Genomic DNA, 22,740 nt, shown 5'->3' on the forward strand with positions numbered 1-22,740 from the left:
TCACCATCACCGGTCGTGGCACCGTCGCCACCGGTCGTATCGAACGCGGCGTCGTCCACCTGAACGACAAGGTCGAACGCGTCGGTCTCGGCGAAACTGCCGAATACGTGGTCACCGGCGTTGAAATGTTCCGCAAGCTCCTCGACGACGCCCAGGCAGGCGACAACGTCGGTCTGCTCCTCCGCGGCGCAGAAAAGAAGGACGTCAGCCGCGGCCAGGTGCTCGCAGCCCCGAAGTCCGTCACCCCGCATGCCGAATTCAAGGCTGAAATCTACGTTCTTACCAAGGACGAAGGCGGCCGTCACACTCCGTTCATGAACGGCTACCGTCCTCAGTTCTACTTCCGCACCACCGACGTGACTGGCACGATCCAGCTTCCGGAAGGTGTCGAAATGGTGACTCCGGGTGACACCGTGACCATCCACGTGAACCTGATCGCCCCGGTGGCAATGGAAAAGCAGCTCCGCTTCGCAATCCGCGAAGGTGGCCGTACCGTTGGCGCTGGCTCCGTAACCGAAATCATCAAGTAAGGAATTATCATGGCTGGTGAACGCATTCGTATTCGCTTGAAGAGCTTCGACCATCGTATGATCGACCGCTCCGCTCAAGACATCGTGAATACAGCTAAGAACACTGGGGCACGCATTGCCGGCCCCATCCCTCTTCCGACGAAGATCCAGAAGTATACGGTGATTCGCTCTCCGCATATCGACAAGACTTCCCGTGAACAGTTCGAATCCCGTACGCACAAGCGTCTGATCGACATCCTTGATGCTACGCCGCAGACTGTAGATTCCCTCATGAAACTTGACTTGCCGGCAGGCGTTGAAGTCGAAATTAAGGTTTAATAACAATGAACGGTATTCTCGCAAAGAAATTGGGAATGACCCAAGTGTTCACGGAACAGGGCGAACGCGTCCCTGTCACGGTTCTCGAAGCCGGTCCGTGCGTGGTCGTTTGCCATAAGACAGAAGAGAAGGACGGCTACACTGCTGTCCAGATCGGCTTTGGTCTCAAGAAAGAACAGCGCGCCAACAAGGCTGAAATCGGCCACTTCAAGAAGGCTGATGTCGCTGTTCGTGAACACCTCGCTGAATTCGATGTCGCTGATCTCGAAGCCTGGCCGGTTGGCAAGGAATTCGGTGCAGCTGACTTCGCCGATGTGAAGATGGTGAATGTCTCTGGCCTCTCCAAGGGTCACGGCTTCTCCGGTACCATCAAGCGCCATAACTTCCACAGCGGTCCTCGTTCCCATGGTACGCACAACATGCGCGAACCGGGTGGTACGTCCGCTCACTCTTATCCGGGCCGCGTTTTCCCGGGCAAGCGTATGGCCGGTCAGTTCGGTAACAAGAAAGTGACCGTGAAGCACCTCCAGGTCGTCAAGGTTGACGGCGACCGCAACCTGATCTTTGTCCGCGGCGCAGTTCCCGGTGCAAAGAACAGCATCATCGTGGTGAGGAAAGACTAATGGCTACAGCAAAGCTTTTCGCCGCTACTGGCGATTTCAAGAATGATATTCAGCTCCCGGCCATGTTCGATCAGGAAGTCAACAAGGTCTGCATGTACTTGCACATCAAGGCTATCCTGAACAACAATCGTCAGGGCACTGCCCAGGCTAAGAACAAATCCTCCGTTAGCGGTGGTGGTCAGAAGCCTTGGAAGCAGAAGGGCACGGGTCGTGCACGTTCCGGTCAGAACACCTCCGCTGTGTGGGTTCGCGGTGCCAAGGCTCACGGTCCTAAGTCCCATGACTACTTTGAAAAGGTGAACAAGAAGGTCAAGAAGATCGCTTTCCGCTCTGCTCTCGCTGCTAAGGCTGCCGAAGGCAAGGTGCAGGTGTTCGAAGCTCTCGCTTTCGACGCCCCGAAGACCAAGGATCTCCTCGCTGTCCTCAACAAGGCCGGTCTCGAACAGCGCAACGCTCTCTTCCTCGTGAGCGAAGCTGACAAGAACCTTTACCTGTCTTCTAACAACATTCCTTGGTGCCGTTGCGCACGCGTTGCCGATGTTAACACTTACGACATCGTTCGCGCCAACAACGTCGTCATCTCCCAGGCAGCTCTCGCCGAACTGGAAGGAGGCCGCTAATGAGTGAACTTCACGAAATTCTCGTTGCACCGCACATTACCGAAGCTACTGCCCGTTTGATGGCTGCTGTGCGTAATGACGTGCACAAGTATGTATTCAAGGTTGCCAAGACCGCAACGAAGACCGAGATCAAGGACGCTATCGAAAAGCGTTTCGGTGTCAAGGTCGATTCCGTCAATACCCTTATCAACCGCGGCAAGATGAAGCGCGTTCGTATGGGCATGGTCGCCGGCAAGAAGTCCAACTGGAAGAAGGCCTACATCACGCTTAAGGCCGGGCAAAAGATTGCCGAGTTCGAAGGAGTATAATCATGGGTCTGAAGTCTTATCGCCCGCTTACCCCGACGCTGCGCTACAAGCAGATTGGTGACCGCAAGGAAATCACTGCGGAAAAGCCGTACAAGCCGCTCACCGAAGGCATCAAGCGTAGCTCCGGCCGTAACAACGCCGGTGAAATCACCTCCCGCCGTCGCGGTGGTGGTCACAAGAAACTGTATCGTATCATCGATTTCAAGCGTCAGTTCGCTGGCATCCCCTGCACTGTCGAAACGATCGAATACGATCCGAACCGTTCCGCTCGTATCGCTCTGGTCAAGTACCTGAACGGCAAGCGCTGCTACATCATCGCTCCGGCTGACGTCAAGGTTGGTGATGTGCTGAATTCTGGCGAAGGTGCCGAATTCCGCGTCGGTAACGCTATTCCGCTCCGCGATATTCCGCTGAACACCATTATCCACAACATCGAAATGAAACCGGGCAAGGGCGCTCAGATCGCTCGTTCCGCTGGTGCAGGTGCAGAACTCGTCGCTAAAGACGGCAAGCTCTGCCAGGTCAAGCTCCCGAGTGGCGAAGTTCGCTACATTCCGGAAGATTGCCTCGCCGTCGTGGGTCAGGTTTCCAATATCGATCACATGAATGAATCCTCGGGTTCTGCAGGCCGCTCTCGCTGGCTCGGCATTCGCCCGTCCGTCCGTGGTGTCGTTATGAACCCGGTCGATCACCCCCTTGGTGGTGGTGAAGGTCGTACCTCTGGTGGTCGTCATCCGTGCTCTCCTTGGGGTAAGAACTCTAAGGGTGCCAAAACTCGTAACAATAAGCGTACCGATAGGTTTATCGTACGTCGTCGTCAGAAGAGGGCCTAATTCATGTCCAGATCCCTTAAGAAAGGTGCTTTCGTGGATTCCCACGTTTTGAGCAAAGCCCAGGCGATGGCCGGTTCCGACAAGAAACAGGCTATCAAGACCTGGTCCCGTCGTTCCACCATCATTCCTGATATGGTCGGACTTACGTTCTCCGTCTATAACGGCAAGCAGTTCATCCCTGTGTACGTGACCGAAAACATGGTCGGCCACAAGCTGGGTGAATTCTCCATGACCCGCACTTTCCGCGGTCACCGTAAGACTGAAACCGCTGCTGGAGGAAAGAAATAATGCAAGCTGTTGCTAAAGTGAAAAACGTCCGTTACGGCGTTCGCAAGCTCCGTCGCGTTGTCGACCTGGTTCGCGGCAAGTCCGTTGCAGAAGCATTCGCAATGCTTTCTATTCTCCACACGCAGACCAAGGGTGCTCCGCTGGTCGAAAATGCTCTGAAGTCCGCTGTCGCTAACTTCAAGCAGAAGGCCGCTGGTGCCGTTGCCGCCGAAGAACTGGTCGTCAAGACCATCACTGCCGACGGTGGTACCATCATGAAGCGTATTCACCCGCGTTCCCAGGGCCGTGCTTTCCGTATCGAAAAGCCGCTCTCTCACATCACAGTCGTTGTGGCCAACAAGGAGTAATTAAAATGGGTCAGAAAACTCATCCGAATGGTCTTCGTCTTGGCGTTATCCGCGGCTGGGAATCCAAGTGGTATGCCGAAGACAAGTTTGCCGATCTTCTTTATGAAGACATCGTGCTCCGTCGCTACTTGATGAAGCGTTTTGAACATGCCTCCCTTTCCAAGGTCGGCATCGAACGCACCGTCAAGAAGGTGAACGTGAACCTCTTTACCGCCCGTCCGGGTATCGTGATTGGCCGTAAGGGCGAAGAATTGGAAAAGCTCAAGGGCGAACTCCAGTTCCTCACCGGTAAAGAAATCTATATTAACGTCCAGGAAATCAAGCGCCCGGAAACGGATGCCAAGCTGGTTGCCGAAAACATCGCTCGTCAGCTCGAAAAGCGTATTTCCTTCCGTCGTGCCATGAAGCGCGCTATCCAGTCCGCTATGCGCATGGGCGTTGAAGGTATCAAGGTGCAGTGCGGTGGCCGCCTCGGTGGTGCCGAAATTGCCCGCGTCGAAAAGTATGCCGAAGGCCGCGTGCCTCTGCACACTCTCCGCGCCGACATCGATTACGCGACTGCCATTGCCAAGACCGTCTATGGTGCCATCGGTATCAAGGTGTGGATCATGCACGGCGAAAAGATTGGCAAGGACGTCATGAACGATAACAAGAGAGAGAAGTAATTATGCTGAGTCCTAAAAGAACATTACATCGTAAGCAGATGAAAGGCCGCATGAAGGGCATTGCCTCCCGCGGCAACTCCATCGCCTTCGGCGAATTCGGCATTCAGGCTCTTGAAAAGTGCTGGCTGACTGCTCGTCAGATTGAAGCCGCTCGTATCGCCATGACCCGTAAGATCAAGCGCGGTGGCCGCGTTTGGATCCGCGTCTTCCCCGACAAGCCGGTTACCCGTCACCCTGCTGAAGCCCGTATGGGTAAGGGTAAGGGCGCCGTCGAATTCTGGGCAGCCGTTATCCTCCCGGGTCGCATCATTTTCGAAATGGGTGGTGTCGAACGTGAACTGGCCATGGAAGCTCTCCATGTCGCAGCACAGAAGCTCCCCCTCAAGTGCAAAATCATCGAAGAATCGGAGATCTAATGAAGGCACGTGAATTAAAGGAACTGGGCGTTGACCAGCTCAAGGAAAAACTGGCTCAGTTGAATCTCGATTTGTTCAATTACCGTATGGCTGCCAAGCTCGGTAACTTGGAAAAACCCTCTTCGATCCGCAATACCCGCAAGGATATCGCTAGGGTCAAGACCATCCTCACCGAAAAGGCCAAGGCATAAGCCGGGCAGGAGCAGGAAATGGATAGAAACCTTCGTAAGGTAAGACAGGGTGTCGTCAGCTCTGACAAGATGGACAAAACCATCACCGTCGTAGTTGAAAACCGTAAGCGTCACCCGGTGTACAACAAGATCATGACCACCACCAAGAAGCTCAAGGCTCACGATGAAAACAACGAAGCCGGTGAAGGCGACCTGGTGGAAATCATGGAAACTCGTCCGCTCTCTGCAACGAAGCGCTGGCGCCTCGTTCGCATTGTAGCTAAGAAGAAATAATCGTTTTGGAGTAAGGCGAATATGATTCAAGAAGAAACCAGACTCGTCGTGGCCGATAACAGTGGAGCCAAGGAAGTCGCCTGCATCCGCGTTTTGGGTGGCACCAACCGTCGCTATGCCAGCATCGGTGATGTCATCAAGGTTGCCGTCAAAGACGCAATCCCCCAGAGCAAGGTGAAGAAGGGTTCCGTAGCTGACGCCGTCGTTGTGCGCACTCGCAAAGAAATTGCCCGTCCGGATGGCACGTTCATCCGTTTCTCGGACAACGCCGTGGTTCTCATCAACAAGGATGGCGAACCTCGTGGAACCCGTATTTTTGGACCGGTGGCTCGTGAGCTCCGCGACAAGAAATACATGAAGATCATCTCCCTCGCACCTGAGGTTCTCTAATGGCAAACATCAAGAAGAATGATAACGTCAAGGTGATTTCCGGTGCCAACAAGGGCAAGACCGGCACCGTGATTAGTGTCAAGGGCGGTAAGGTGACCGTTTCGGGCGTGAACGTCCGCAAGCGTCATGAAAAGCCGTCTCAGACCAATCAGACTGGTGGCATCATCGAAAAGGAACTGCCGATCGACATTTCCAACGTGATGCTCCTCGAAGGCAACACTCCTGTCCGTACCCGTATCGTGCGCGAAGCCGGCAAGAAGGCTTCCCGCGTGAGCGTCAAGTCCGGCAAGGCTATCTAGAGGTAACACATGAACCAGATGAAGCAATTTTATCTCGAAAAAGTAGTTCCGGCCTTGCAGCAGAAGTTTGCTTACAAGAACGTGATGGAAATTCCCCGCCTCCAGAAGATCGTGCTCAACATGGGTGTCGGCGCTGCCGCCTCTAACCGCAAGATCCTGGATGAAGCCGTTGATACCCTGACCGCTATTACCGGTCAGAAGGCTGTCGTCACCAACGCCAAGAAGGCTATCGCCCAGTTCCACCTGCGCGAAGGTATCGGCATCGGTGCCAAGGTCACCCTGCACGGCGACAACATGTGGGACTTCCTCTTCCGTTTCATCAACATCGACCTCCCGCGTGTCCGTGACTTCCGTGGTCTCGCACGCCGTGGCTTTGATGGCATGGGTAACTTTACCCTCGGCATCAAGGAACAGACGATCTTTGTTGAAATCGACATCGACAAGATTTCTCGTACCTTCGGTATGGACATCTCCTTCGTGACCTCTGCAAAGACGGACGAAGAAGGCCGCGCCCTGCTTGAAGAACTTGGACTCCCCTTCAGGAAGTAAGGTAATACCATGGCAAGCAAAAGAATGATTGAAAAATGCAAGCGTACTCCGAAGTATACCGTTCGTGGGTACAACCGTTGCAAGCGTTGCGGTAGGCCGCACGCCTTTATGCGCCGCTTTGGCCTTTGCCGTATTTGCTTCCGCGAAATGGCACTCGCCGGCGAAATCCCCGGTATCACAAAGTCGTCTTGGTAAGGAGAGTATACTCATGGCAATGACAGATCCTATCGCCGATATGCTCACCCGTATCCGCAATGCCGCTTCGGCAAAGCTCCCCGTGGTGGACATTCCTGCCAGCAACTTGAAGCGTGAAATCGCTCGCGTGTTGCAGGAAAAAGGTTTCATTAAAAAGTTCGTCGTCGTCGATGACGGTAAGCAGGGCATCCTCAAGGTCCTCCTCCGTTACACGAAGGGCGAATCCGCTATCCAGGGCATCCAGCGCATTTCTTCGCCTGGTCTGCGTCACTATGTCGACGCTGCTAAGCTTCCGCGCGTCCGCAACGGCCTTGGCTATGCTATCATCTCCACATCTAAAGGCGTGATGACCGACCACGAAGCCCGCAAGGAAAACGTGGGTGGTGAAGTCATCGCAAAGGTATGGTAAAGATGTCCCGTATCGGTAAAGCTATTATCAATATCCCGGCCGGCGTGAAAGTCGCCGTCAATGGTCAGAACATCAAGGTTGAAGGTCCTCTCGGCAAGCTCGAGACCGACGTTCATGAACTGATTGCAATCAAGCTCGAAGGCAACCAGCTTTCCTTCTCCCGTCCTGACGATCAGAAGTTCACCCGTGCCATCCATGGCACTACTCGCGCTCTCGTTGCCAACATGGTCGAAGGCGTGACCAAGGGTTTCCAGAAGACGCTCGAAATCGTCGGCGTTGGTTACCGTGTGGAACAGAAGGGCAAGGACCTCAACCTGGTTCTCGGCTTCTCTCATCCGGTTATCTTCAAGGCCCCGGAAGGCGTTGAACTCAAGGCTGTTGACCCGCTGAAGATCTCTATCAAGGGCATCGATAAGCAGAAGGTCGGCCAAGCTGCGGCAGAAATCCGCAAGTACAGGAAGCCTGAACCGTATAAGGGCAAGGGCGTCAAGTACGAAGGCGAAATTGTCCGTCGTAAGCAAGGTAAGAAGACAGGTAAATAAGGGTAAACTATGACTGCAATTGCTAAGAAAAGAATCCAGTCCAGAATCGCACGCCATGAACGTGTGCGCAAGTCTGTTGTCGGAACTGCAGAATGCCCTCGTTTGGCTGTTCGCCGTTCCTTGTCTCACATGGTCGCCCAGATTATCGATGACGAAAACAACAAGTCTCTCGTCCAGCTCACCACGACTGCCAAGGAATTCCAGGCTAAGTTTGGTGAAATGACGAAGTCGGAACAGAGCAAGCAGCTCGGTATCCAGATTGCTGAAGTCGCGAAGTCCAAGGGCATTGAATCCGTGGTCTTTGACCGCGGCGGTTACATCTATCACGGTCGCGTTCAGGCTCTCGCTGAGGGAGCTCGTGAAGGCGGACTCAAATTCTAGTGAGGTACACTTTGGAACGCGAAGCTCAAGTTTCTGAATTTGAAGACAAGGTTGTACACATCAACCGTTGCGCTAAGACCGTCAAGGGCGGTCGCCGTATGTCCTTCTCCGCTCTCGTTGTCGTTGGCAACAAGAACGGCAAGGTCGGTGTTGGTCTCGGTAAGGCTAAGGAAGTTTCCGAAGCTATCCGTAAGGGTACCGAAGCCGCCCAGCGTAACATCGTTGAAGTGCAGCTCCTCGACGGCACCATTCCCCATGACATCGAAGTCAAGAGCGGCGCAACCCGCATCCTCTTGATGCCGGCTGCCCCGGGTACTGGTGTTATCGCCGGTGCCGCTGCCCGTGCCGTTCTCGAACTGGCCGGTGTGCGCAACATCCTCACCAAGATTCACGGTTCTTCCAACCCGAGCACTGTCGTGAGCGCCTGCCTCGAAGGTCTCTTGGCTCAGAAGAACAAACAGGACTGCGCCGCTCTCCGCGGTGCCAATGCCTAAGGAGTAATACACGATGAAGAAAGTTCGTATTACTTTGATTAAGGGTACTGTCCGCCGTCTCCCGATGCACCGCGCTAACGTGGCTGCTCTCGGCCTCCGTAAGATCGGACAGTCTGTTGAACACGTTTTGACCCCCAGCATCCAGGGCATGATCAATGCCGTGGCTGACATGGTGAAGGTCGAGGAGATCTAAGATGGAACTCAATACTCTCAATCCTGGCAAGGCTGCCAAGGGCAAGAGCCGCAAGCGCATTGGTCGCGGTCCGGGTTCCGGTTGGGGCACCACCGCTGGCCGTGGCCAGAAGGGTGCCGGCGCTCGTAAGAGTGCTCAGGCCGGTCGCGTCGCCTTCGAAGGCGGCCAGATGCCGATCCACCGTCGCATCCCGAAGCGTGGCTTCAAGTCTCACTTCGCCAAGGACACGCAGATCGTTAACCTCAAGAAGCTCGCTTCTTGCAGCGTGACGGACTTCGACGCCCAGGCAATGTTTGACCAGGGTTTCATCAAGAACATCGAACTGCCTATCAAGGTCCTCGCTTTTGGTACCATCGACAAGGCAATCAATGTAAAGGTTAACGCCATCAGCGAAAAGGCCAAGGCCATGATCGAAGCTGCTGGCGGCAAAGTCGAGATCGTCTAATGGAAGCTCTCAAGAAAGCCCTTGATGCGTTCGCTAATGCGTTCAAGATTGAAGACCTGCGTAAAAAGCTCCTTTTTACGCTCGGTGTCTTGATCATCTATCGCCTTGGCGCACACATCACTATCCCCGGAGTGAATTCTGCCGTCTTGGCGGAGTTCTTCCGTAACTCGAATAATTTGTTCGGTCTGTATGACTCCTTTACGGGCGGTGCATTCGCTAAAGCGACTATTTTCGCCCTAGGTATCATGCCGTACATCAGCGCGAGCATTATCATCCAGTTGATGGGCTCCGTGATTCCCGCTATCCAGATGCTTCAGAAGGAAGGTCAGGAAGGGCGCGCCAGGCTGAACCAATATACCCGTTACTTTACGGTAGCTCTCGCTGCCTTGCAGGGATGGGGCATTTCTGTGTGGCTTTCGTCCCTTAAGGTGACAACCGCTACCGGTGCCGGAGTGTCTGTCTTGGCTGATGACTTCGCTACGGGCGCCGGAAACATCGGTTTCCGTTTACTAGCTACCCTGACCTTCACCGCCGGTACGATCTTCGTGATGTACCTGGGCGAGCAGATTACCTCGCACGGTGTGGGTAACGGTATTTCTCTTATCATCTTCGCCGGTATCGTCGGCGGCCTTCCGCGGGCTGCCCTTGCCGAAATTGAAATGTTTAAGGAAGATATCCAGCCTCTCGCCATCGAGATCTTTATTCTCGCTGTCGTGATTCTGATTATCGGCTTTATCGTATTCGTCGAGCAAGCGAACCGTCGCATTCCACTCCAAAGTCCTCGCAGGACCGTAGGTTCCAAGGTCGTGGGCGGCCAGTCCAGCTATCTGCCTTTCAAGGTGAATACCGCTGGCGTGATTCCCGTGATCTTCGCAAGCTGCATCATGTTCATTCCGGCCATGATCGCTTCCTGGTTCCCGAACGTTTCTGCGATGCAGTCCTTTGCGGCTGCGTTCATCCCGGGTCACATTACCTATAGTGTGATCTTCGCTCTCCTGATTATATTCTTCACCTACTTCTACACGGCAATCCAGTACAACCCTAACGACATTGCCGAAAACCTCAAGAGAAGTGGTGGATTTATTCCGGGAATCCGTCCGGGTAACGAAACTGCAAAGTACATAGACCACGTTCTCACGAGAATTTCTTTGCCTGGATCGCTTTTCCTCGCTTTAATCAGTGTTGGTCCGCTCCATCTCAAAGACGCACTCAATATGAGTTTCTATATTGGGGGCACCTCGGTACTTATCGTGGTCGGTGTGGCGCTGGATACGCTCCGTCAACTCGAAGCCCAGTTGCATACCAAGAATTATGAAGGTTTCCTCAAGCATGGCCGCATTCGCGGCAGGATGGCGTCTTAGTGGCTAAAGAAGAAGGAATACAAGTAGAAGGTGTTGTGTTGGAAGCTCTTCCCAACGCCTTCTTCCGTGTCCAACTCGGAAATGGCCACGAGATTCTCGCTCATGTTTCAGGAAAAATGCGTCGGCATTTCATTCGAATTTTGCCGGACGACAAAGTGTTGGTAGAGATTTCTCCTTACGATCTCAATCGTGGGCGAATCACATACCGTTACAAGTAATAGGTATTTTCAAAGAAAGGTCAAACCTATGAAAATCAAAGCCTCCATTAAACCCAGATGTGAAAACTGCAAGATCATCCGCCGTAAGGGTGTATTGCGCATCATCTGTTCGAAGAACCCCCGTCACAAGCAGAAGCAGGGATAAGGAGATCGTATGGCACGTATCGCTGGTGTCGATTTACCGAAAAACAAGACTGTTGAATACGGTCTGACGGCAATCTATGGTGTCGGTCTGTTCACCGCTAATAAGGTCTGTGCTCAGCTGGGCATCGACAAGAACAAGAAGTGTGACGACCTGACTGAAGAAGAACAAGGTAAGATTCGTCATCTCCTCGAAGACGAATACTCCGTGGAAGGTCAGCTCCGCGCAGAAATCACCTTGAACATTAAGCGTCTGCAGGATATTGGCTGCTATCGCGGCATCCGCCACCGCAAGGGTCTCCCCGTTCGCGGTCAGCGCTCCCGTACCAATGCCCGCACTCGTAAGGGCCCCAAGAAGACTGTGGCTAACAAGAAGAAGTAAGGAGATTCATCGTGGCTGAAGAAGAAATTAAGGAAACTGCTGCCGCTGCCGAAGCTCCGGTCGCTGCTGCTACAGAAGAAAAGGTCAAGAAGGGCAAGAAGCGTATTGACATCCAGGGCATCGCCTGCGTGTTCGCTTCCTTCAACAATACAATCGTTTCTATCACCGATGCTCGCGGCAACGTGGTCGCTTGGGGCTCTCCGGGTAACTCCGGTTTCAAGGGCTCTCGCAAGAGCACTCCGTTTGCTGCCCAGCTCGCCGCTGAAGTCGCTGCCCACAAGGCTTTCGACCTCGGTATGCGCAAGGTAGATGTCCGCGTCAAGGGCGCAGGTGGCGGTCGTGAATCCGCTGTCCGTGCTATCAAGAATGCGGGCCTCGAAGTTCTCTCTATTCGAGACGTGACGGGCGTTCCGCACAATGGTTGCCGTCCTAAAAAGAAGAGAAGAGTCTAATTAAAAGAGGTATCGCCAATGATGTGGAAATCACTTCAGATGCCGCGCAGCTTCCAGAAAGTGGAAACCGGCGAAGATGGTCGCTACGCCAAGTTTGTCGTAGAGGCTTTGGAACGTGGCTGGGGTATTACCCTCGGTAACGCCCTCCGTCGTTCGCTCCTTTCCTCTCTGCAGGGTGCGGCTATTGTCTCCGTGAAAATTGAAGGCGTCGATAAGGAATTTTCGACGATTCCGGGTGTGAAGGAAGATGTCACTGATATCATCCTGAATCTCAAGAGCATCCGCGTGAAGCTCCTGTCCGACCACGACGAAACGCTCCGCTTGGACATGTCCGGCGAAGGCGAAGTCACGGCCAAGGACTTCATGGACAATCCGAATGTCGCCATCTTGACTCCGGACGTCCATATCGCTACTTTGAACGGTAACGCATCGCTCTCCCTGGAAGTGAAGATTTCCAGCGGTCGCGGCTACGTCACTGCCGACGAATTGAAGGACAAGGACGCTCCGATTGGCGTTATCGCCATGGACGCCAACTTCAACCCGGTGCAGAAAGTCGCGATGCACATCAGCGATACCCGCGTTGGCCAGAAGACGGACTACAACCGTCTGGAACTGGAAATCACGACTGACGGTTCCATCGATCCGGAAGACGCTCTTGCATACGCTGCAAAGCTCCTCATGGACCACCTGGAAATCTTCATCAACTTCGAAGGCGATCTCGAAAGCCCCGAAGAACTTGAAATGGATGAAGAACGTCAGCGTATCGCCCAGCTCCTGCGCACCCGCGTGGACGACCTGGAACTCTCCGTTCGCTCCAGCAACTGCCTCCGTATGGCTAACATCCATACCGTCGGCGAACTTGTGCGCAACAAGGAAAACGATATGCTTAAATACAAGAACTTCGGTCGGAAGTCCTTGGTGGAACTTAACGAGGTGTTGACCTCCATGGGCCTCTCTTTTGGCATGGACGTCGATGACTACTTGAAGGATTAAACATGAGACACGGTGTAAAAAACAAGAAATTGGGCGTGAATGCCCAGCACAAGCGTGCCATCCTCCGCGCTCTTACCACTTCTATTCTTGAGAAGGGCATGGAAGCCGAGCAGAGCAACCGCTACGTGCGCACTACTCTCCACAAGGCTAAGCTCGTCCGCAGCTGCGTGGATCGCATGATCACTTATGCAAAGAAGGGTGACCTTTCTGCACGTCGTGAAGCTTCTCGCTTCGTGATGAGCCCGAAGGCTGTGCAGGACCTGTTCGCAACGATCGGTCCTCGCTATGCTGGCCGTAACGGCGGCTACACCCGCATCATCAAGCTCGGCCCGAACCGCGCTGGTGACGCTTCCGAAATGGCTCTCGTCGGTCTCGTCGAAGACGAAATCGTCGTGAAGGCCAAGAAGGCTAGCGAACAGCCCAAGTCCGAAGCTGTGAGCATGGTCGAAGGCGAAAGCAAGGCATAATTGATCTTTGTGCAAAAGATTGGAGATGGGGGCCGATGTATGTCGGCTCCCTCTTTTTTTGATATTTGACCTTGGATAAAAAATCCTAGCAACTATTAACTATCGACTAGTATCTTTACTCTTTAATTTTGTATTTTATAGAGACATGCGTAACTTTATACTATTCATAGCTTTACTTTGCGTTAGCCTTTTTGCTGATGACGACCTCTTTGGCTCGGGACTTATTTCTTCGAAGAAGGGTGGGATCTCGTCGCGCAGTTCGGCCGTGATGCAGCCGGCTTCTGCTGAAGCCCCTGTTGATTCGAGCTACGTGCTTGGCCCCGGAGATTTTTTGGACTTGATGCTCGAAGACAATTATTTGACTGTACAGGTGTATCCGGATGGATCTGTCGCCATTGAAGAATGCGGTGGCGTTATTGTGGGTGGCAAGACGCTTGCCGAGGCGCGAGAACTGATTCTGGACCTTGCAGCCAAGCGTTACAAGCGTGACCAGTGCTTTGTGCAGCTTTCCGTGCTCAAGAAATTCAAGGTGAATGCCATGGGTGCCATTTCGGAAGTGGGCCAGCAGCTGGTGGAACCGCAGACGAGACTGAGTATGTTCTTGCGCAAGGTGGGCGGAACCCTTTTGAGCGCCGACATCGAAGATGTGCAGGTGATTCGCGGTAAGGATACGATTCACGTGGATTACAGCGCCATGGCGACGAAGGGTGAATTCGATAACGACATCATGCTGGAACAGGGCGACAAGGTTTATGTGCCGTTTGTGAAGATGGGCGAAAACGTTTCGTTGATTTTCCCGGGCTACAGGACCAGTGCCGCCTACCAGGAAGGTCGTACCTTGCAGGAATACTTCGACCTAGTCGGAGGCTACCGCTTGCATAACTACGGCTACAAGGCCGCTTGCGTTCGTGAACCGGGCAAGGCTCCGCGCTGGATCGATATTTCCGAAATGAGCAAGACGACTGTTGCTCCGAATACCGAAGTGGAATTTTCCGTGCAGGAAATGCTTGTATATGTGGGCGGTGCCGTGAACTACCTGGGTCGCTATCCTTACGACCCGTCGTGGCATGCCATTGATTACGTGGCGGCGTCTGGCATCAACACGATTACGGGATCGTGGAGCCAGGTCAAGGTATGGCGTGGCAAGAGCCCTGAACCTTTGAAACTGAGCGTGACCGAAGACCAGATTATGCCGGGCGACTATATCGAAATCCCGAAGAGCCATTATGAATCTTTCAAGGATTTCACGTTGTTCTTGGCGTCGCTCCTTACGGTGATTTCTTCGGCATTCATCATTTACGTCAACTATAAGTAGTTTTGTATGGAAAAGCAGGAATCTGTCGGTTTTATCGAAGTCTGCCTTCGCTTGCTGAATAACGACTTGAAGCATTTCAAGTTGTGCCTAGCGATTGTCCTTATTCCCACGATTGTCGCCTTTGTGCTTGTCATGTGGGTCATTAAGCCCGTGTATGCGGCGACGGCCGTGGTGACTCCACCGTCTTCGTCTCAGACGTCGTTGAGCGGTTTGAGTTCAATGCTCGGTGGCGCTTCCGGCATGGGCGCGCTTCTTGGGCTTTCCAATAGCGACGAAGATGAGAACGCTGTCTGGACGATTTTCAATTCGTGGGAATTGCATGACCAGGTGATTAGGGAATTCAACCTGGCGGAGCATTATGAATTCGATGGCGATTTCCATGCGGACTTGTTGAAGGAATTCCGCAAGAATTTTGCGGTAGAAGTCAACAAGGAGGACATGTTCGCCGTCTCCATGGAAGACGAAGACTTTAGGCTTGCCGCAAAGATTGTAGCCTTCATGCTTGAAAAGGCGGACTCCGCATTTAACGCCTTCAAGACGGCGCAGGCTAGGCAGTCAAGAATTTATTTCCAGAGCAGGCTCGATTCCTGTGAAATGGCTCTGGATTCCTTGATCAAGGAATTTGTGAAGTTCCAGGTGGACAACAATTTCTATGACCCTGATGTTCAGCTTGAATCGACAATCAAGTACTTGGGTGCCTTGCAGGCTAAGCGCGAAGAGGTGGCGATTGAAATGGCTTTCGAAAAGGCTGACCGCGGTGAAAAGAGCAAGCGCTATGACGAACTCACCAAGCGTTACCAGGGCGTGAATTCGGCCTTGCACGGTGCCTTGAAGGGTCGCCACGAGAACATGGGCATGGTCGCCCTCAAGAAGTCTCCGGAACTTGCCGCCGAATACATGCGCCGCGAAACAGAGATTCGCGTGCAAGAGGCCATGTACAAGTTGCTTCGCCAGCAGAGCGAACAGATGCGCATGGAAGAAGCGAAGATGCTTACGAACTTGCATGTGCTTGAACCGCCTTGGGAAAACGACAAGAAGATTTACCCTCTGAGAGGTGTCACCCTGGTGTTCGTGTTTTCTGTGGCCTGCATTATTGCGACTATTGTCAGCAACTTGCTTGGCTACCTGGCCAGCGAATCGAAGCGCGGGTCCTCGGTAGCTATGGAATGGAACACCTTCAAGGGATTCTTTAAAAAGAACAAGGGCTAGCCCGTGTTTTCGTGGATAGTAGAATATCCGGTCAGCGCCGCCCTTCTTCTGGTAGTCATTTTTTGCCTATTCCAGTCTTGGTGGTTCAAGAAGGATTTCTTTAGTCCGCTCAATGTCTATTGCTTTGCGCAGTGCATTACCCTCGCTATCTCATATCTGCAGATAAACAGGGCGATGAGCGACTTTAAGCTTTATACCTGGGGCGTGTGGCTTCTCGGATTCTTGTCGTTTGCAGGCGGCTGTATTATTGCGAGGCTTCACGCGAAGTCGAAGGGATTGCCGGTCAACGTTGCAGAGCCTGTGGCTCCCAGGCGTTATAACTGGACTATTCACCTGGTGCTTTCGTTCTGCGTGTTCTGCCTGTTCCTTGTGGGCGTTTATGGCGTATACTCGGTGGTGGGCAACCTGATCATATTCACGGATAGCCCGGCCAAGTGGATGACGAAAGACATCAATTACGGCTATTACACACTCCTGTTCAATAGCGGTCCGTTATGTGTACTGCTTTTCGGCGTAGCGTCTTTTAAGAAGTTCAACGACGTGCGGTGGGTACGTCATGTAGCCTTTGTCATGGTGTTTGTAACAATCGCCGTAAACCTGATGACGTACCCGAACAGAACGACTCTGTTTTTCAATGCGGGTTTCTTCTTGATTTTTGTGAACTACCTGTACAAGCGGATTTCGCCGATTGTCATTACGACACTTTTGGTAATTGCCATTGTGGTGTTCGTGTCGATTAGCAGTCTTCGTGACCAGTATGGTGGCAGTTCCGCCGAAGGCAAGGCGATGGATGTGGTGCTGGAACTGCCCTACAAGTACCTGGCGAACAACTACTGGAACCTGGATTATGCGCTGAACCCGCCGACCGACCGCGAAATACACCCGCACACCTACGGTATCGACTTCTTTAACGGCATATTCGAATACGCAAGACTCACGGGTTCGTTCAGGACCAGTTTCCGCTGGGATGACGCCTTTAATGACAGAATCCAGAAGGTGGAAGGGTTCAACACGGTGAACTATCTATGGGAAGTTTATAAGGATTTCCACTTGCTCGGCGTGCTCCTGTTTCCGCTCTTGTGCGGAATCGGCCTCACGGTGCTTCATTTGCGTTTGTGCAAGCCCTTTACCCCGCGGCAGATTCTGATGTATACCTACTTCATCTACTTTGTGGGGTGGTGGTTCTTTACGGCGGGTTACAAGCAAGGCATTTTCTGCATCTGGGGTGCGGTGATTTATTTTGTTTCTACCGTGTGCATGTGGCAAAAGCGCGGCACGGAAAAAGAATTACCAGCGGAACCTGCGGTTCTTGACAAAGTAAGCGAGCAGGAACAGGCTCAGGCATAAATCGCCCGAAAGGGTGAGCATCGGAATGTAGGGCGCCTTGAGCAGGCTTGCGCCACCGATACAGACTGCAATATTTATCACGCCGCCAATGGTAATCATGGTGCCGTAGAGCCATGTGCGTTTTTCCTTGAGCAAGGTCGAAATCATTCCCATGCGTGTCGCTTGCAGAATCAGGGAGCAGGCGAGAATGCGCAGGCAGTAGCAACTGGTTTCAAGGACGTCGGGTGTCCAGGGGGCGGCAAAGAAAACGATGCGGAGCGTGTATTGCGGGAACAGCCAGAAGGGTGTCGTGACCGCTACGATGAAAAGCGTGAATACGGCCTGGTCGCGCAGGTGGAGAACGCGTGTATCGGTCTGGTGCAAGGTAATGAGGCTTGACGAAATGAAGTGCACCATGAGGCTTGAGGCGAGAATGACGAGCTTGTGCGAGAAATTGTAGGCACCCAGGAACTCGGGCGTTGTAAAGTGCGCTACCGTGTAAAGGCCAACCGGTAAGTAGGCGAAGCTTGCGATGCTCGAAAGCGCATAGGGACATGCCGATTTGAACATGAGCTTGAAGAACTTGACCGTGTGCAAACCGATGCGGAAAATCTTGAAGGTGAACGCCTGACCGACACCGAACCCGAACGCGGGCAGGGCTGCAATCACCATGGCAAGCGCAATCAGGGGAATGGAATCGAGTTTGAGTACCCAGAGGGCGATTCCCATGACGGTACAGTAAGACAGTGTGTGGAGAACTTTTGAAATCAGGAGCTTTTTCCAGAAGTTTCCGCAAATGAAGTACCAGTCAAAAAACGCATGCTGAAGAAGCAGGCCAAGTGCAAGAACCAGTTCGCCTTCAAAGATATCGCTCCCTCTTCGGACGGTGAATGCGAAGACGACCATGGCAATGGCTGTCAGCGCCGTCATAAAGAGTCTCAGTTGCAAAACGTTGGTGAACAGGGTACCGTTTGTCGCGCGCTTGCCGAAAAAGGCTAGAATCAGCGTTGCCATGCCAAAATCGGCGAGGGCGCAGAAAATGGTGTAATCGCTTTGCAGGATTCCGAAGGATCCGAACTTGACAATTCCCAAATTGTTCGCGATAAGGTTCTGGACAAGGACAGAAACTCCCTGGATGAGGATATTGACCAGAGATATGAAAACGCCTATCTTGATGTTTCTGAGTGCTTGCATGATTTGATGCGTTTCCGGATAAAGACGGTGAGGGGGAGGATGATTCCGCAAGCGAATGTATAGAGCGCAATCTTTAATTCAGTGGAGGCGTCGGGCAGGACTCTTTTGACGACAATCGAAACGCACACGATGACGAGCCAGTGCAAAACGTAATAGGTCATGGAATCCTTGCCGATGGCTTGCAACCTTATTTTTTCGAGTAGGCGGATTTTGGCGATATGGTCGAGGATGACGATGCCTGCAAGCGATGCGGGGAACCATAAGAAATATAAACCGCTAGAGACATGGTGGAGTCGCATGTCTACTTGCGGGTTGTTGGAGGCAAAGATGGCGATGAACGTTACGATGGCGGCTATAAGGACGGGACGCTTGAATTGCTTGTCTTTTAAGAAATGTCCGGCAGCAAGGAAGAATAGACCTGCAGGGATGTTTCCGAAATAATGGGGCAGGTCCAGGGGCGCGTGCATAAAGGCGCAGGCGGCAAGGAATCCGATAATGGCGATGATGTGGTCGGGCAGTTTTTTGAAGAGAATGTTGAAAATGATTCTTGCGAAGAAAAGGCTGAACAGGAACCAAAGCGGCGGGTTACTTTCGAGGGCGCCGCCCATAAGGAGGGCGTGCAGGTTGTCTCGAATGAAGCCTACGGTCGTAAAGCCTTCGTGGCTCATTTTGGCGGCGTATTCGAGGCAGGCGCCGAGGAATGAAAATAAGGCAAAGGGAACCAGGAGCCTTTTGGCCGAAGCCTTGATTTCGACGAGGGTCGGTTTTTCGTGAAAGAACATTCCGGCCTTGAAGAAAAACCAGGGCATCATGAAAAATATCAGGCTGCACCAAAAAGTGTACAGGGATTGTTGCCCTTGCCACAGTCCCGCATGTTGCGTGATGTGGCCGAATACCATATGGATAATCAGAAAACCGCAGGCGATATCGGGGTAGAGTTGTCTTTTGGTCGGTGTGATTTCCATGACTAAAAATTAGCATCTTTCTTTTGCAAAATCGCCCTTCCTAACGATAAATAAGGTGAATGGAGGTATCGGTAAATGAAAAATTTTGTATCTTTGGGTGCAAAATCGCGAGAGTGGCGGAATTGGCAGACGCACCAGACTTAGGATCTGGCACTTCGGTGTGAGGGTTCGACTCCCTCCTCTCGCATGTTTTTCAATACTTTTTTTAACCGACTCTCGGAGTTCATATGAGCGTAGAAATCAAAGAAACAAGCGCAACCGTGCGCACCCTCGAAATCACCATCCCGCAGGCAGACCTCACGGCTCCCTTCGAAAAGAAACTGGGCCAGTACAAGAAGCAGGTCTCTATGAAGGGTTTCCGTCAGGGCATGGTGCCGAAGGCTATGATCCTGAAGCAGTTTGGCGGCGCTATCCGTCAGGAAGCCGTGGACGAAGTCGTGAACAAGCTCGTTCAGGAAGCGCTCAAGAATGCAAATATCATCCCCGTCGGCCAGATGAAGGTCGTTGACTTCAAGGACGACAAGGAAAACGACATCGCACTGAAGGTCGAAGTCGAAATGGACCCGGAAATCGACATCAAGGGCTATGCTGACACGGGTGTCACCGTTCCGGAAACCGCCGTTCACGAAGAAGAAGTCCAGGCCGAATACGATCGCTTGATCCAGATGTGGAGCAAGGATGAACACGTGGACCGTGCAGCCAAGAAGGGCGACGTGGTGGTCGGTAACTATATTGAAGTCGTGATCGACGGCGAAAAACAGGAACTCCCGGAAAACAAGGAATTCCGTAGCCTCCTTGGTGAATCTGCCTCTCCGGGATTTGACGAAGGCCTCACCGGTGCAACCGCTGGCGAAGTGAAGGAAATTAATTTCAAGTACCCGGATGACCACAAGGACGAACGCTACCGCGGCAAGACGGCCCAGTTCAAGGTGGAAATTACTGACGTGCGTGAAATCGTTCCGCCGACCATGGACGAAGAATTCTGCAAGCAGATTGGCGTGAAGGACGTCGAGGAACTCAAGCAGAACCTCGCCGAAGGTCTCGCTAACCAGAAGCAGGATGCCGCAAAGAACAAGGCTATCAACGAAGCTATCGACAAGATCATCGAACAGAACCCGTTCGAAGTGCCGAAGGCTCGCGTTTACGACCTCATCAAGTGGACCTTGAACCGCAATGCCCAGAGCGAAAAGGACGTTGTGGAACCGACCGAAGAACAGCTGAACGGTCTCACTCCGGAAGCTATCCGCGAAATCAAGAAGCACCGCATTCTCGACTTCGTTGCTACCAAGGAAAAGATCAAGCCGGCTCAGGCTGACGTCGATGCTCGCCTGAAGCAGATGGCCGACGCTTACCACGTGGACTTCGAAACCCTCAAGGGTCACTTCCGTCAGTCCGGCCGTATCAACCAGCTCCGCGACGAACTCCGCGTTCAGATGGCTGCCGACTTCATCGTTGGTATCCGCCCGGCTGCTGAAGAAAACAAGTAAGAGGTATACTGAATGATCATCCCTACCGTCATCGAGACCACCGGACGCGGTGAACGCGCTTACGATATCTATTCCCGTCTCCTTAAGGAACGCATTATCTTCTTGGGCACTCCGATTAACGACGAAGTGGCGAACAACGTCATGGCCCAGTTGATTTTCCTTGAATACGAGAATCCGGAAAAGGATATCACGCTGTACATCAACAGCCCGGGTGGTTACGTGTCGGCAGGGCTTGCCATTTACGACACCATGCAGCATGTTCGCCCGAATATCGCGACCATCTGCATTGGTAACTGCGCCTCGATGGCTGCAGTGTTGCTTGCGGCAGGTACCAAGGGCAAGCGCTATGCGCTCCCGCACTCCCGCATTATGCTTCACCAGCCGTCTGGCGCTGCTACCGGTCAGTCGACCGACATCCAGATTACCGCAAAAGAAATCGTGCGCACCAAGGAAACCCTGGCCGAAATCGTTGCCAAGCACACCGGCAAGTCGATTGACGAAGTCCGCGAAAAGACCGACCGCGATTTCTACATGGGCCCCGAAGAAGCGAAGGCCTTCGGTGTCATCGATGAAATCTTTGTTCCGCGTAAAGAGGGCATTTAATGTATCGTAGCGGGAAAAATCACCCGACGGTTACGTGTAGTTTTTGCGGCAAGCCTGCAGAACGTGTCGAGAAGATGATTACAGGCGCAGGCGTGCAGATTTGTAGCGACTGCGTTGCGATGTGCCACCGCATTATCGAAGAAGACCGCGTGCGTGCCAAGCAGGAATCTGCCGCTGCCGAAGCTTCCTCGAAACCGCTCCCGCTCCCGACCGAAATCAAGGCGCACCTGGACGAATACGTGATCGGCCAGGACCAGGCGAAGACCGCCCTTTCTGTGGCGGTGTACAACCACTACAAGCGCCTGCGTTACAAGCAGGCCCATCCCGACGCGCAGGAAGTCGAAAAGTCCAACCTGTTGCTGGTGGGTCCGACCGGTTCGGGAAAGACGCTTTTGGCGCAGACCATGGCTCGTTTCCTGGATGTTCCCTTTACCATTGCCGATGCGACCGTGTTGACCGAAGCCGGTTACGTGGGCGAAGATGTGGACAGCATTATTGTGCGCCTGTTGCAGGCTGCCGACTATGACGTGGCCCGCGCCGAACGCGGTATCATCTTTATCGACGAAATCGACAAGATTGCGCGTAAGACGGCGAACCCCTCCATTACCCGCGATGTGAGCGGCGAAGGCGTGCAGCAGGGGCTCCTCAAGCTTTTGGAAGGTACCGTGGCTGCTGTGCCGCCGAAGGGTGGCCGTAAGCACCCGGAACAGCCGCTCGTGCAGGTGAATACCAAGAATATTCTGTTCATTTGCGGTGGTGCCTTCGAGACGCTCGACAAGATTATTTCCCGCCGCGTGAATACGGGCGGCATGGGCTTCGGTGCCGACATCCGCAGCGCCGAGGAAAACTCGCTCAGCGAACTTTTCAAGATGCTCGAGCCCGATGACCTGATCCAGTTCGGCCTGATTCCTGAAATCGTGGGCCGCTTGCCTGTAGCCGTAGCTCTTGAAGAACTCGACGAGGCTGCGCTCCTGAATATTCTGACCCAGCCGAAGAACGCCCTTGTCAAACAGTACAAGAGCCTGTTTGAAATGGACGGTATCGAGCTCAAGTTCGAAGACGACGCCCTCAAGGAAATCGTCCATGAAACGATGGCCCGCAAGACAGGTGCCCGCGGGCTCCGCTCCGTGATGGAAAAGACCTTGCAGCGCGCCATGTTCGAGATGCCGGGCTCCGGCAACAAGGAATTCGTGGTGACCGCCGAAATCGTGAAAAACGGTCTCAAGGCTCCTGAAAAGAAGTCTGCTGATAAGACCGTGGTTCTCAATGCTGGTGTCGAAACGGTAAAGAAAACCCGCAAAAAGGCTTCGTAGCTAAT

General features: G+C 53.1%; 37 protein-coding genes and 1 tRNA gene. 36 read left to right on the top strand and 2 right to left on the bottom strand.

What is annotated here, in order from left to right; genetic code table 11:
* The 32 genes from B7988_RS13650 to B7988_RS13805 form a co-directional block, all read left to right on the top strand.
* A partial coding sequence (locus B7988_RS13650) for an EF-Tu/IF-2/RF-3 family GTPase (RefSeq protein WP_249269010.1) occupies nt 1-530 on the top strand: 530 nt, incomplete at its 5' end.
* Between the two features lie 9 nt (nt 531-539).
* Complete coding sequence (gene rpsJ / locus B7988_RS13655; RefSeq protein ID WP_088626645.1) at nt 540-848, top strand: 30S ribosomal protein S10; 309 nt, start codon at nt 540-542, stop codon at nt 846-848.
* Between the two features lie 5 nt (nt 849-853).
* Nucleotides 854-1,471, top strand: coding sequence for a 50S ribosomal protein L3 (rplC, locus tag B7988_RS13660; RefSeq protein ID WP_072980618.1), 618 nt, complete (start codon nt 854-856; stop codon nt 1,469-1,471).
* Nucleotides 1,471-2,091 (top strand): 50S ribosomal protein L4, encoded by a 621-nt coding sequence (gene rplD, locus B7988_RS13665; RefSeq protein ID WP_088658339.1) that lies wholly within the window; start codon nt 1,471-1,473, stop codon nt 2,089-2,091. The genes rplC and rplD overlap by 1 nt, the downstream gene beginning before the upstream one ends.
* Nucleotides 2,091-2,399, top strand: a complete 309-nt coding sequence (gene rplW / locus B7988_RS13670) for a 50S ribosomal protein L23 (RefSeq protein WP_073322853.1) — start codon at nt 2,091-2,093, stop codon at nt 2,397-2,399. Before rplD ends, rplW begins: the two co-directional genes overlap by 1 nt.
* A gap of 2 nt (nt 2,400-2,401) precedes the next feature.
* Nucleotides 2,402-3,232: a 50S ribosomal protein L2 gene (gene rplB, locus B7988_RS13675; RefSeq protein WP_073322855.1), complete on the top strand. Its 831-nt coding sequence runs from the start codon at nt 2,402-2,404 to the stop codon at nt 3,230-3,232.
* A gap of 3 nt (nt 3,233-3,235) precedes the next feature.
* Nucleotides 3,236-3,520: a 30S ribosomal protein S19 gene (gene rpsS / locus B7988_RS13680; RefSeq protein WP_072980626.1), complete on the top strand. Its 285-nt coding sequence runs from the start codon at nt 3,236-3,238 to the stop codon at nt 3,518-3,520.
* On the top strand, nt 3,520-3,867 hold the full coding sequence (gene rplV, locus B7988_RS13685; RefSeq protein ID WP_072799941.1) for a 50S ribosomal protein L22: 348 nt from the start codon (nt 3,520-3,522) through the stop codon (nt 3,865-3,867). Before rpsS ends, rplV begins: the two co-directional genes overlap by 1 nt.
* Nucleotides 3,868-3,872: 5 nt before the next feature.
* Nucleotides 3,873-4,532 carry a 30S ribosomal protein S3 gene (gene rpsC / locus B7988_RS13690; RefSeq protein ID WP_072980628.1) on the top strand — a complete coding sequence of 220 codons (660 nt, stop codon included), beginning with the start codon at nt 3,873-3,875 and terminating at the stop codon, nt 4,530-4,532.
* A 2-nt stretch (nt 4,533-4,534) separates the two neighbouring features.
* Nucleotides 4,535-4,948: a 50S ribosomal protein L16 gene (rplP, locus tag B7988_RS13695; RefSeq protein ID WP_072980630.1), complete on the top strand. Its 414-nt coding sequence runs from the start codon at nt 4,535-4,537 to the stop codon at nt 4,946-4,948.
* Nucleotides 4,948-5,139 (top strand): 50S ribosomal protein L29, encoded by a 192-nt coding sequence (gene rpmC, locus B7988_RS13700; RefSeq protein ID WP_072799944.1) that lies wholly within the window; start codon nt 4,948-4,950, stop codon nt 5,137-5,139. Before rplP ends, rpmC begins: the two co-directional genes overlap by 1 nt.
* An 18-nt stretch (nt 5,140-5,157) precedes the next feature.
* A complete protein-coding gene (rpsQ, locus tag B7988_RS13705) occupies nt 5,158-5,412 on the top strand; it encodes a 30S ribosomal protein S17 (protein ID WP_072980632.1) in 255 nt (84 codons plus the stop codon).
* 21 nt (nt 5,413-5,433) lie between these two features.
* A complete protein-coding gene (rplN, locus tag B7988_RS13710) occupies nt 5,434-5,802 on the top strand; it encodes a 50S ribosomal protein L14 (protein ID WP_072799946.1) in 369 nt (122 codons plus the stop codon).
* A complete protein-coding gene (gene rplX, locus B7988_RS13715; RefSeq protein WP_072799947.1) occupies nt 5,802-6,101 on the top strand; it encodes a 50S ribosomal protein L24 in 300 nt (99 codons plus the stop codon). Before rplN ends, rplX begins: the two co-directional genes overlap by 1 nt.
* A gap of 9 nt (nt 6,102-6,110) precedes the next feature.
* Nucleotides 6,111-6,650 carry a 50S ribosomal protein L5 gene (gene rplE / locus B7988_RS13720; protein WP_073322857.1) on the top strand — a complete coding sequence of 180 codons (540 nt, stop codon included), beginning with the start codon at nt 6,111-6,113 and terminating at the stop codon, nt 6,648-6,650.
* A gap of 9 nt (nt 6,651-6,659) precedes the next feature.
* Nucleotides 6,660-6,845 carry a type Z 30S ribosomal protein S14 gene (locus B7988_RS13725; protein ID WP_072980638.1) on the top strand — a complete coding sequence of 62 codons (186 nt, stop codon included), beginning with the start codon at nt 6,660-6,662 and terminating at the stop codon, nt 6,843-6,845.
* Nucleotides 6,846-6,858: 13 nt separating this feature from the next.
* Complete coding sequence (gene rpsH / locus B7988_RS13730; protein ID WP_073057028.1) at nt 6,859-7,254, top strand: 30S ribosomal protein S8; 396 nt, start codon at nt 6,859-6,861, stop codon at nt 7,252-7,254.
* Nucleotides 7,255-7,256: 2 nt separating this feature from the next.
* Nucleotides 7,257-7,796, top strand: a complete 540-nt coding sequence (gene rplF, locus B7988_RS13735; RefSeq protein WP_073057031.1) for a 50S ribosomal protein L6 — start codon at nt 7,257-7,259, stop codon at nt 7,794-7,796.
* A 9-nt stretch (nt 7,797-7,805) separates the two neighbouring features.
* A complete protein-coding gene (rplR, locus tag B7988_RS13740; protein WP_072799951.1) occupies nt 7,806-8,177 on the top strand; it encodes a 50S ribosomal protein L18 in 372 nt (123 codons plus the stop codon).
* A gap of 11 nt (nt 8,178-8,188) precedes the next feature.
* The gene (gene rpsE / locus B7988_RS13745) at nt 8,189-8,671 is read left to right on the top strand and encodes a 30S ribosomal protein S5 (RefSeq protein WP_072799952.1); all 483 of its coding nucleotides are present in this window, start codon (nt 8,189-8,191) and stop codon (nt 8,669-8,671) included.
* A gap of 13 nt (nt 8,672-8,684) precedes the next feature.
* Complete coding sequence (gene rpmD, locus B7988_RS13750) at nt 8,685-8,864, top strand: 50S ribosomal protein L30 (RefSeq protein WP_072799953.1); 180 nt, start codon at nt 8,685-8,687, stop codon at nt 8,862-8,864.
* A 1-nt stretch (nt 8,865) separates the two neighbouring features.
* On the top strand, nt 8,866-9,309 hold the full coding sequence (gene rplO, locus B7988_RS13755) for a 50S ribosomal protein L15 (protein ID WP_072799954.1): 444 nt from the start codon (nt 8,866-8,868) through the stop codon (nt 9,307-9,309).
* Complete coding sequence (gene secY, locus B7988_RS13760; protein WP_073057035.1) at nt 9,309-10,670, top strand: preprotein translocase subunit SecY; 1,362 nt, start codon at nt 9,309-9,311, stop codon at nt 10,668-10,670. The genes rplO and secY overlap by 1 nt, the downstream gene beginning before the upstream one ends.
* Entirely contained in the window at nt 10,670-10,888 is a 219-nt protein-coding gene (gene infA / locus B7988_RS13765) for a translation initiation factor IF-1 (protein WP_014546098.1), read from the top strand. The genes secY and infA overlap by 1 nt, the downstream gene beginning before the upstream one ends.
* A 28-nt stretch (nt 10,889-10,916) precedes the next feature.
* A complete protein-coding gene (rpmJ, locus tag B7988_RS13770; protein WP_014546097.1) occupies nt 10,917-11,033 on the top strand; it encodes a 50S ribosomal protein L36 in 117 nt (38 codons plus the stop codon).
* Between the two features lie 9 nt (nt 11,034-11,042).
* The gene (gene rpsM, locus B7988_RS13775) at nt 11,043-11,411 is read left to right on the top strand and encodes a 30S ribosomal protein S13 (RefSeq protein WP_072799956.1); all 369 of its coding nucleotides are present in this window, start codon (nt 11,043-11,045) and stop codon (nt 11,409-11,411) included.
* A gap of 11 nt (nt 11,412-11,422) precedes the next feature.
* Nucleotides 11,423-11,863, top strand: a complete 441-nt coding sequence (gene rpsK, locus B7988_RS13780) for a 30S ribosomal protein S11 (RefSeq protein ID WP_083564584.1) — start codon at nt 11,423-11,425, stop codon at nt 11,861-11,863.
* Between the two features lie 18 nt (nt 11,864-11,881).
* On the top strand, nt 11,882-12,856 hold the full coding sequence (locus tag B7988_RS13785; RefSeq protein ID WP_072799957.1) for a DNA-directed RNA polymerase subunit alpha: 975 nt from the start codon (nt 11,882-11,884) through the stop codon (nt 12,854-12,856).
* 2 nt (nt 12,857-12,858) lie between these two features.
* The gene (gene rplQ / locus B7988_RS13790; RefSeq protein ID WP_073322861.1) at nt 12,859-13,323 is read left to right on the top strand and encodes a 50S ribosomal protein L17; all 465 of its coding nucleotides are present in this window, start codon (nt 12,859-12,861) and stop codon (nt 13,321-13,323) included.
* Between the two features lie 145 nt (nt 13,324-13,468).
* Nucleotides 13,469-14,638 (top strand): polysaccharide biosynthesis/export family protein, encoded by a 1,170-nt coding sequence (locus B7988_RS13795; protein ID WP_073322863.1) that lies wholly within the window; start codon nt 13,469-13,471, stop codon nt 14,636-14,638.
* Between the two features lie 6 nt (nt 14,639-14,644).
* Nucleotides 14,645-15,847, top strand: a complete 1,203-nt coding sequence (locus tag B7988_RS13800; RefSeq protein WP_073322864.1) for a Wzz/FepE/Etk N-terminal domain-containing protein — start codon at nt 14,645-14,647, stop codon at nt 15,845-15,847.
* Between the two features lie 3 nt (nt 15,848-15,850).
* Nucleotides 15,851-17,194 (top strand): O-antigen polymerase, encoded by a 1,344-nt coding sequence (locus tag B7988_RS13805; protein WP_088658340.1) that lies wholly within the window; start codon nt 15,851-15,853, stop codon nt 17,192-17,194.
* Here B7988_RS13805 and B7988_RS13810 read toward each other — a convergent pair.
* Both B7988_RS13810 and B7988_RS13815 read right to left on the bottom strand, forming a co-directional pair.
* The gene (locus tag B7988_RS13810) at nt 17,135-18,367 is read right to left on the bottom strand and encodes an oligosaccharide flippase family protein (protein ID WP_088658341.1); all 1,233 of its coding nucleotides are present in this window, start codon (nt 18,365-18,367) and stop codon (nt 17,135-17,137) included. The two genes, B7988_RS13805 and B7988_RS13810, sit on opposite strands and share 60 nt — an antisense overlap.
* The gene (locus B7988_RS13815; protein WP_088658342.1) at nt 18,340-19,332 is read right to left on the bottom strand and encodes an acyltransferase family protein; all 993 of its coding nucleotides are present in this window, start codon (nt 19,330-19,332) and stop codon (nt 18,340-18,342) included. The genes B7988_RS13810 and B7988_RS13815 overlap by 28 nt, the downstream gene beginning before the upstream one ends.
* A gap of 107 nt (nt 19,333-19,439) precedes the next feature.
* Between B7988_RS13815 and B7988_RS13820 the strand changes: the two genes are divergently transcribed.
* The 4 genes from B7988_RS13820 to clpX all read left to right on the top strand — a co-directional run bounded on the left by B7988_RS13820 (nt 19,440) and on the right by clpX (nt 22,735).
* A tRNA-Leu gene (locus tag B7988_RS13820) sits at nt 19,440-19,519 on the top strand.
* A gap of 40 nt (nt 19,520-19,559) precedes the next feature.
* On the top strand, nt 19,560-20,819 hold the full coding sequence (gene tig, locus B7988_RS13825; protein ID WP_073322868.1) for a trigger factor: 1,260 nt from the start codon (nt 19,560-19,562) through the stop codon (nt 20,817-20,819).
* Nucleotides 20,820-20,831: 12 nt separating this feature from the next.
* The gene (locus B7988_RS13830) at nt 20,832-21,422 is read left to right on the top strand and encodes an ATP-dependent Clp protease proteolytic subunit (RefSeq protein WP_072799965.1); all 591 of its coding nucleotides are present in this window, start codon (nt 20,832-20,834) and stop codon (nt 21,420-21,422) included.
* Nucleotides 21,422-22,735: an ATP-dependent Clp protease ATP-binding subunit ClpX gene (gene clpX / locus B7988_RS13835; RefSeq protein ID WP_073322869.1), complete on the top strand. Its 1,314-nt coding sequence runs from the start codon at nt 21,422-21,424 to the stop codon at nt 22,733-22,735. The genes B7988_RS13830 and clpX overlap by 1 nt, the downstream gene beginning before the upstream one ends.
* Nucleotides 22,736-22,740 lie beyond the last annotated feature (5 nt).

Source organism: Fibrobacter sp. UWB1 (assembly GCF_002210325.1).
Taxonomy (GTDB): Bacteria; Fibrobacterota; Fibrobacteria; order Fibrobacterales; family Fibrobacteraceae; genus Fibrobacter.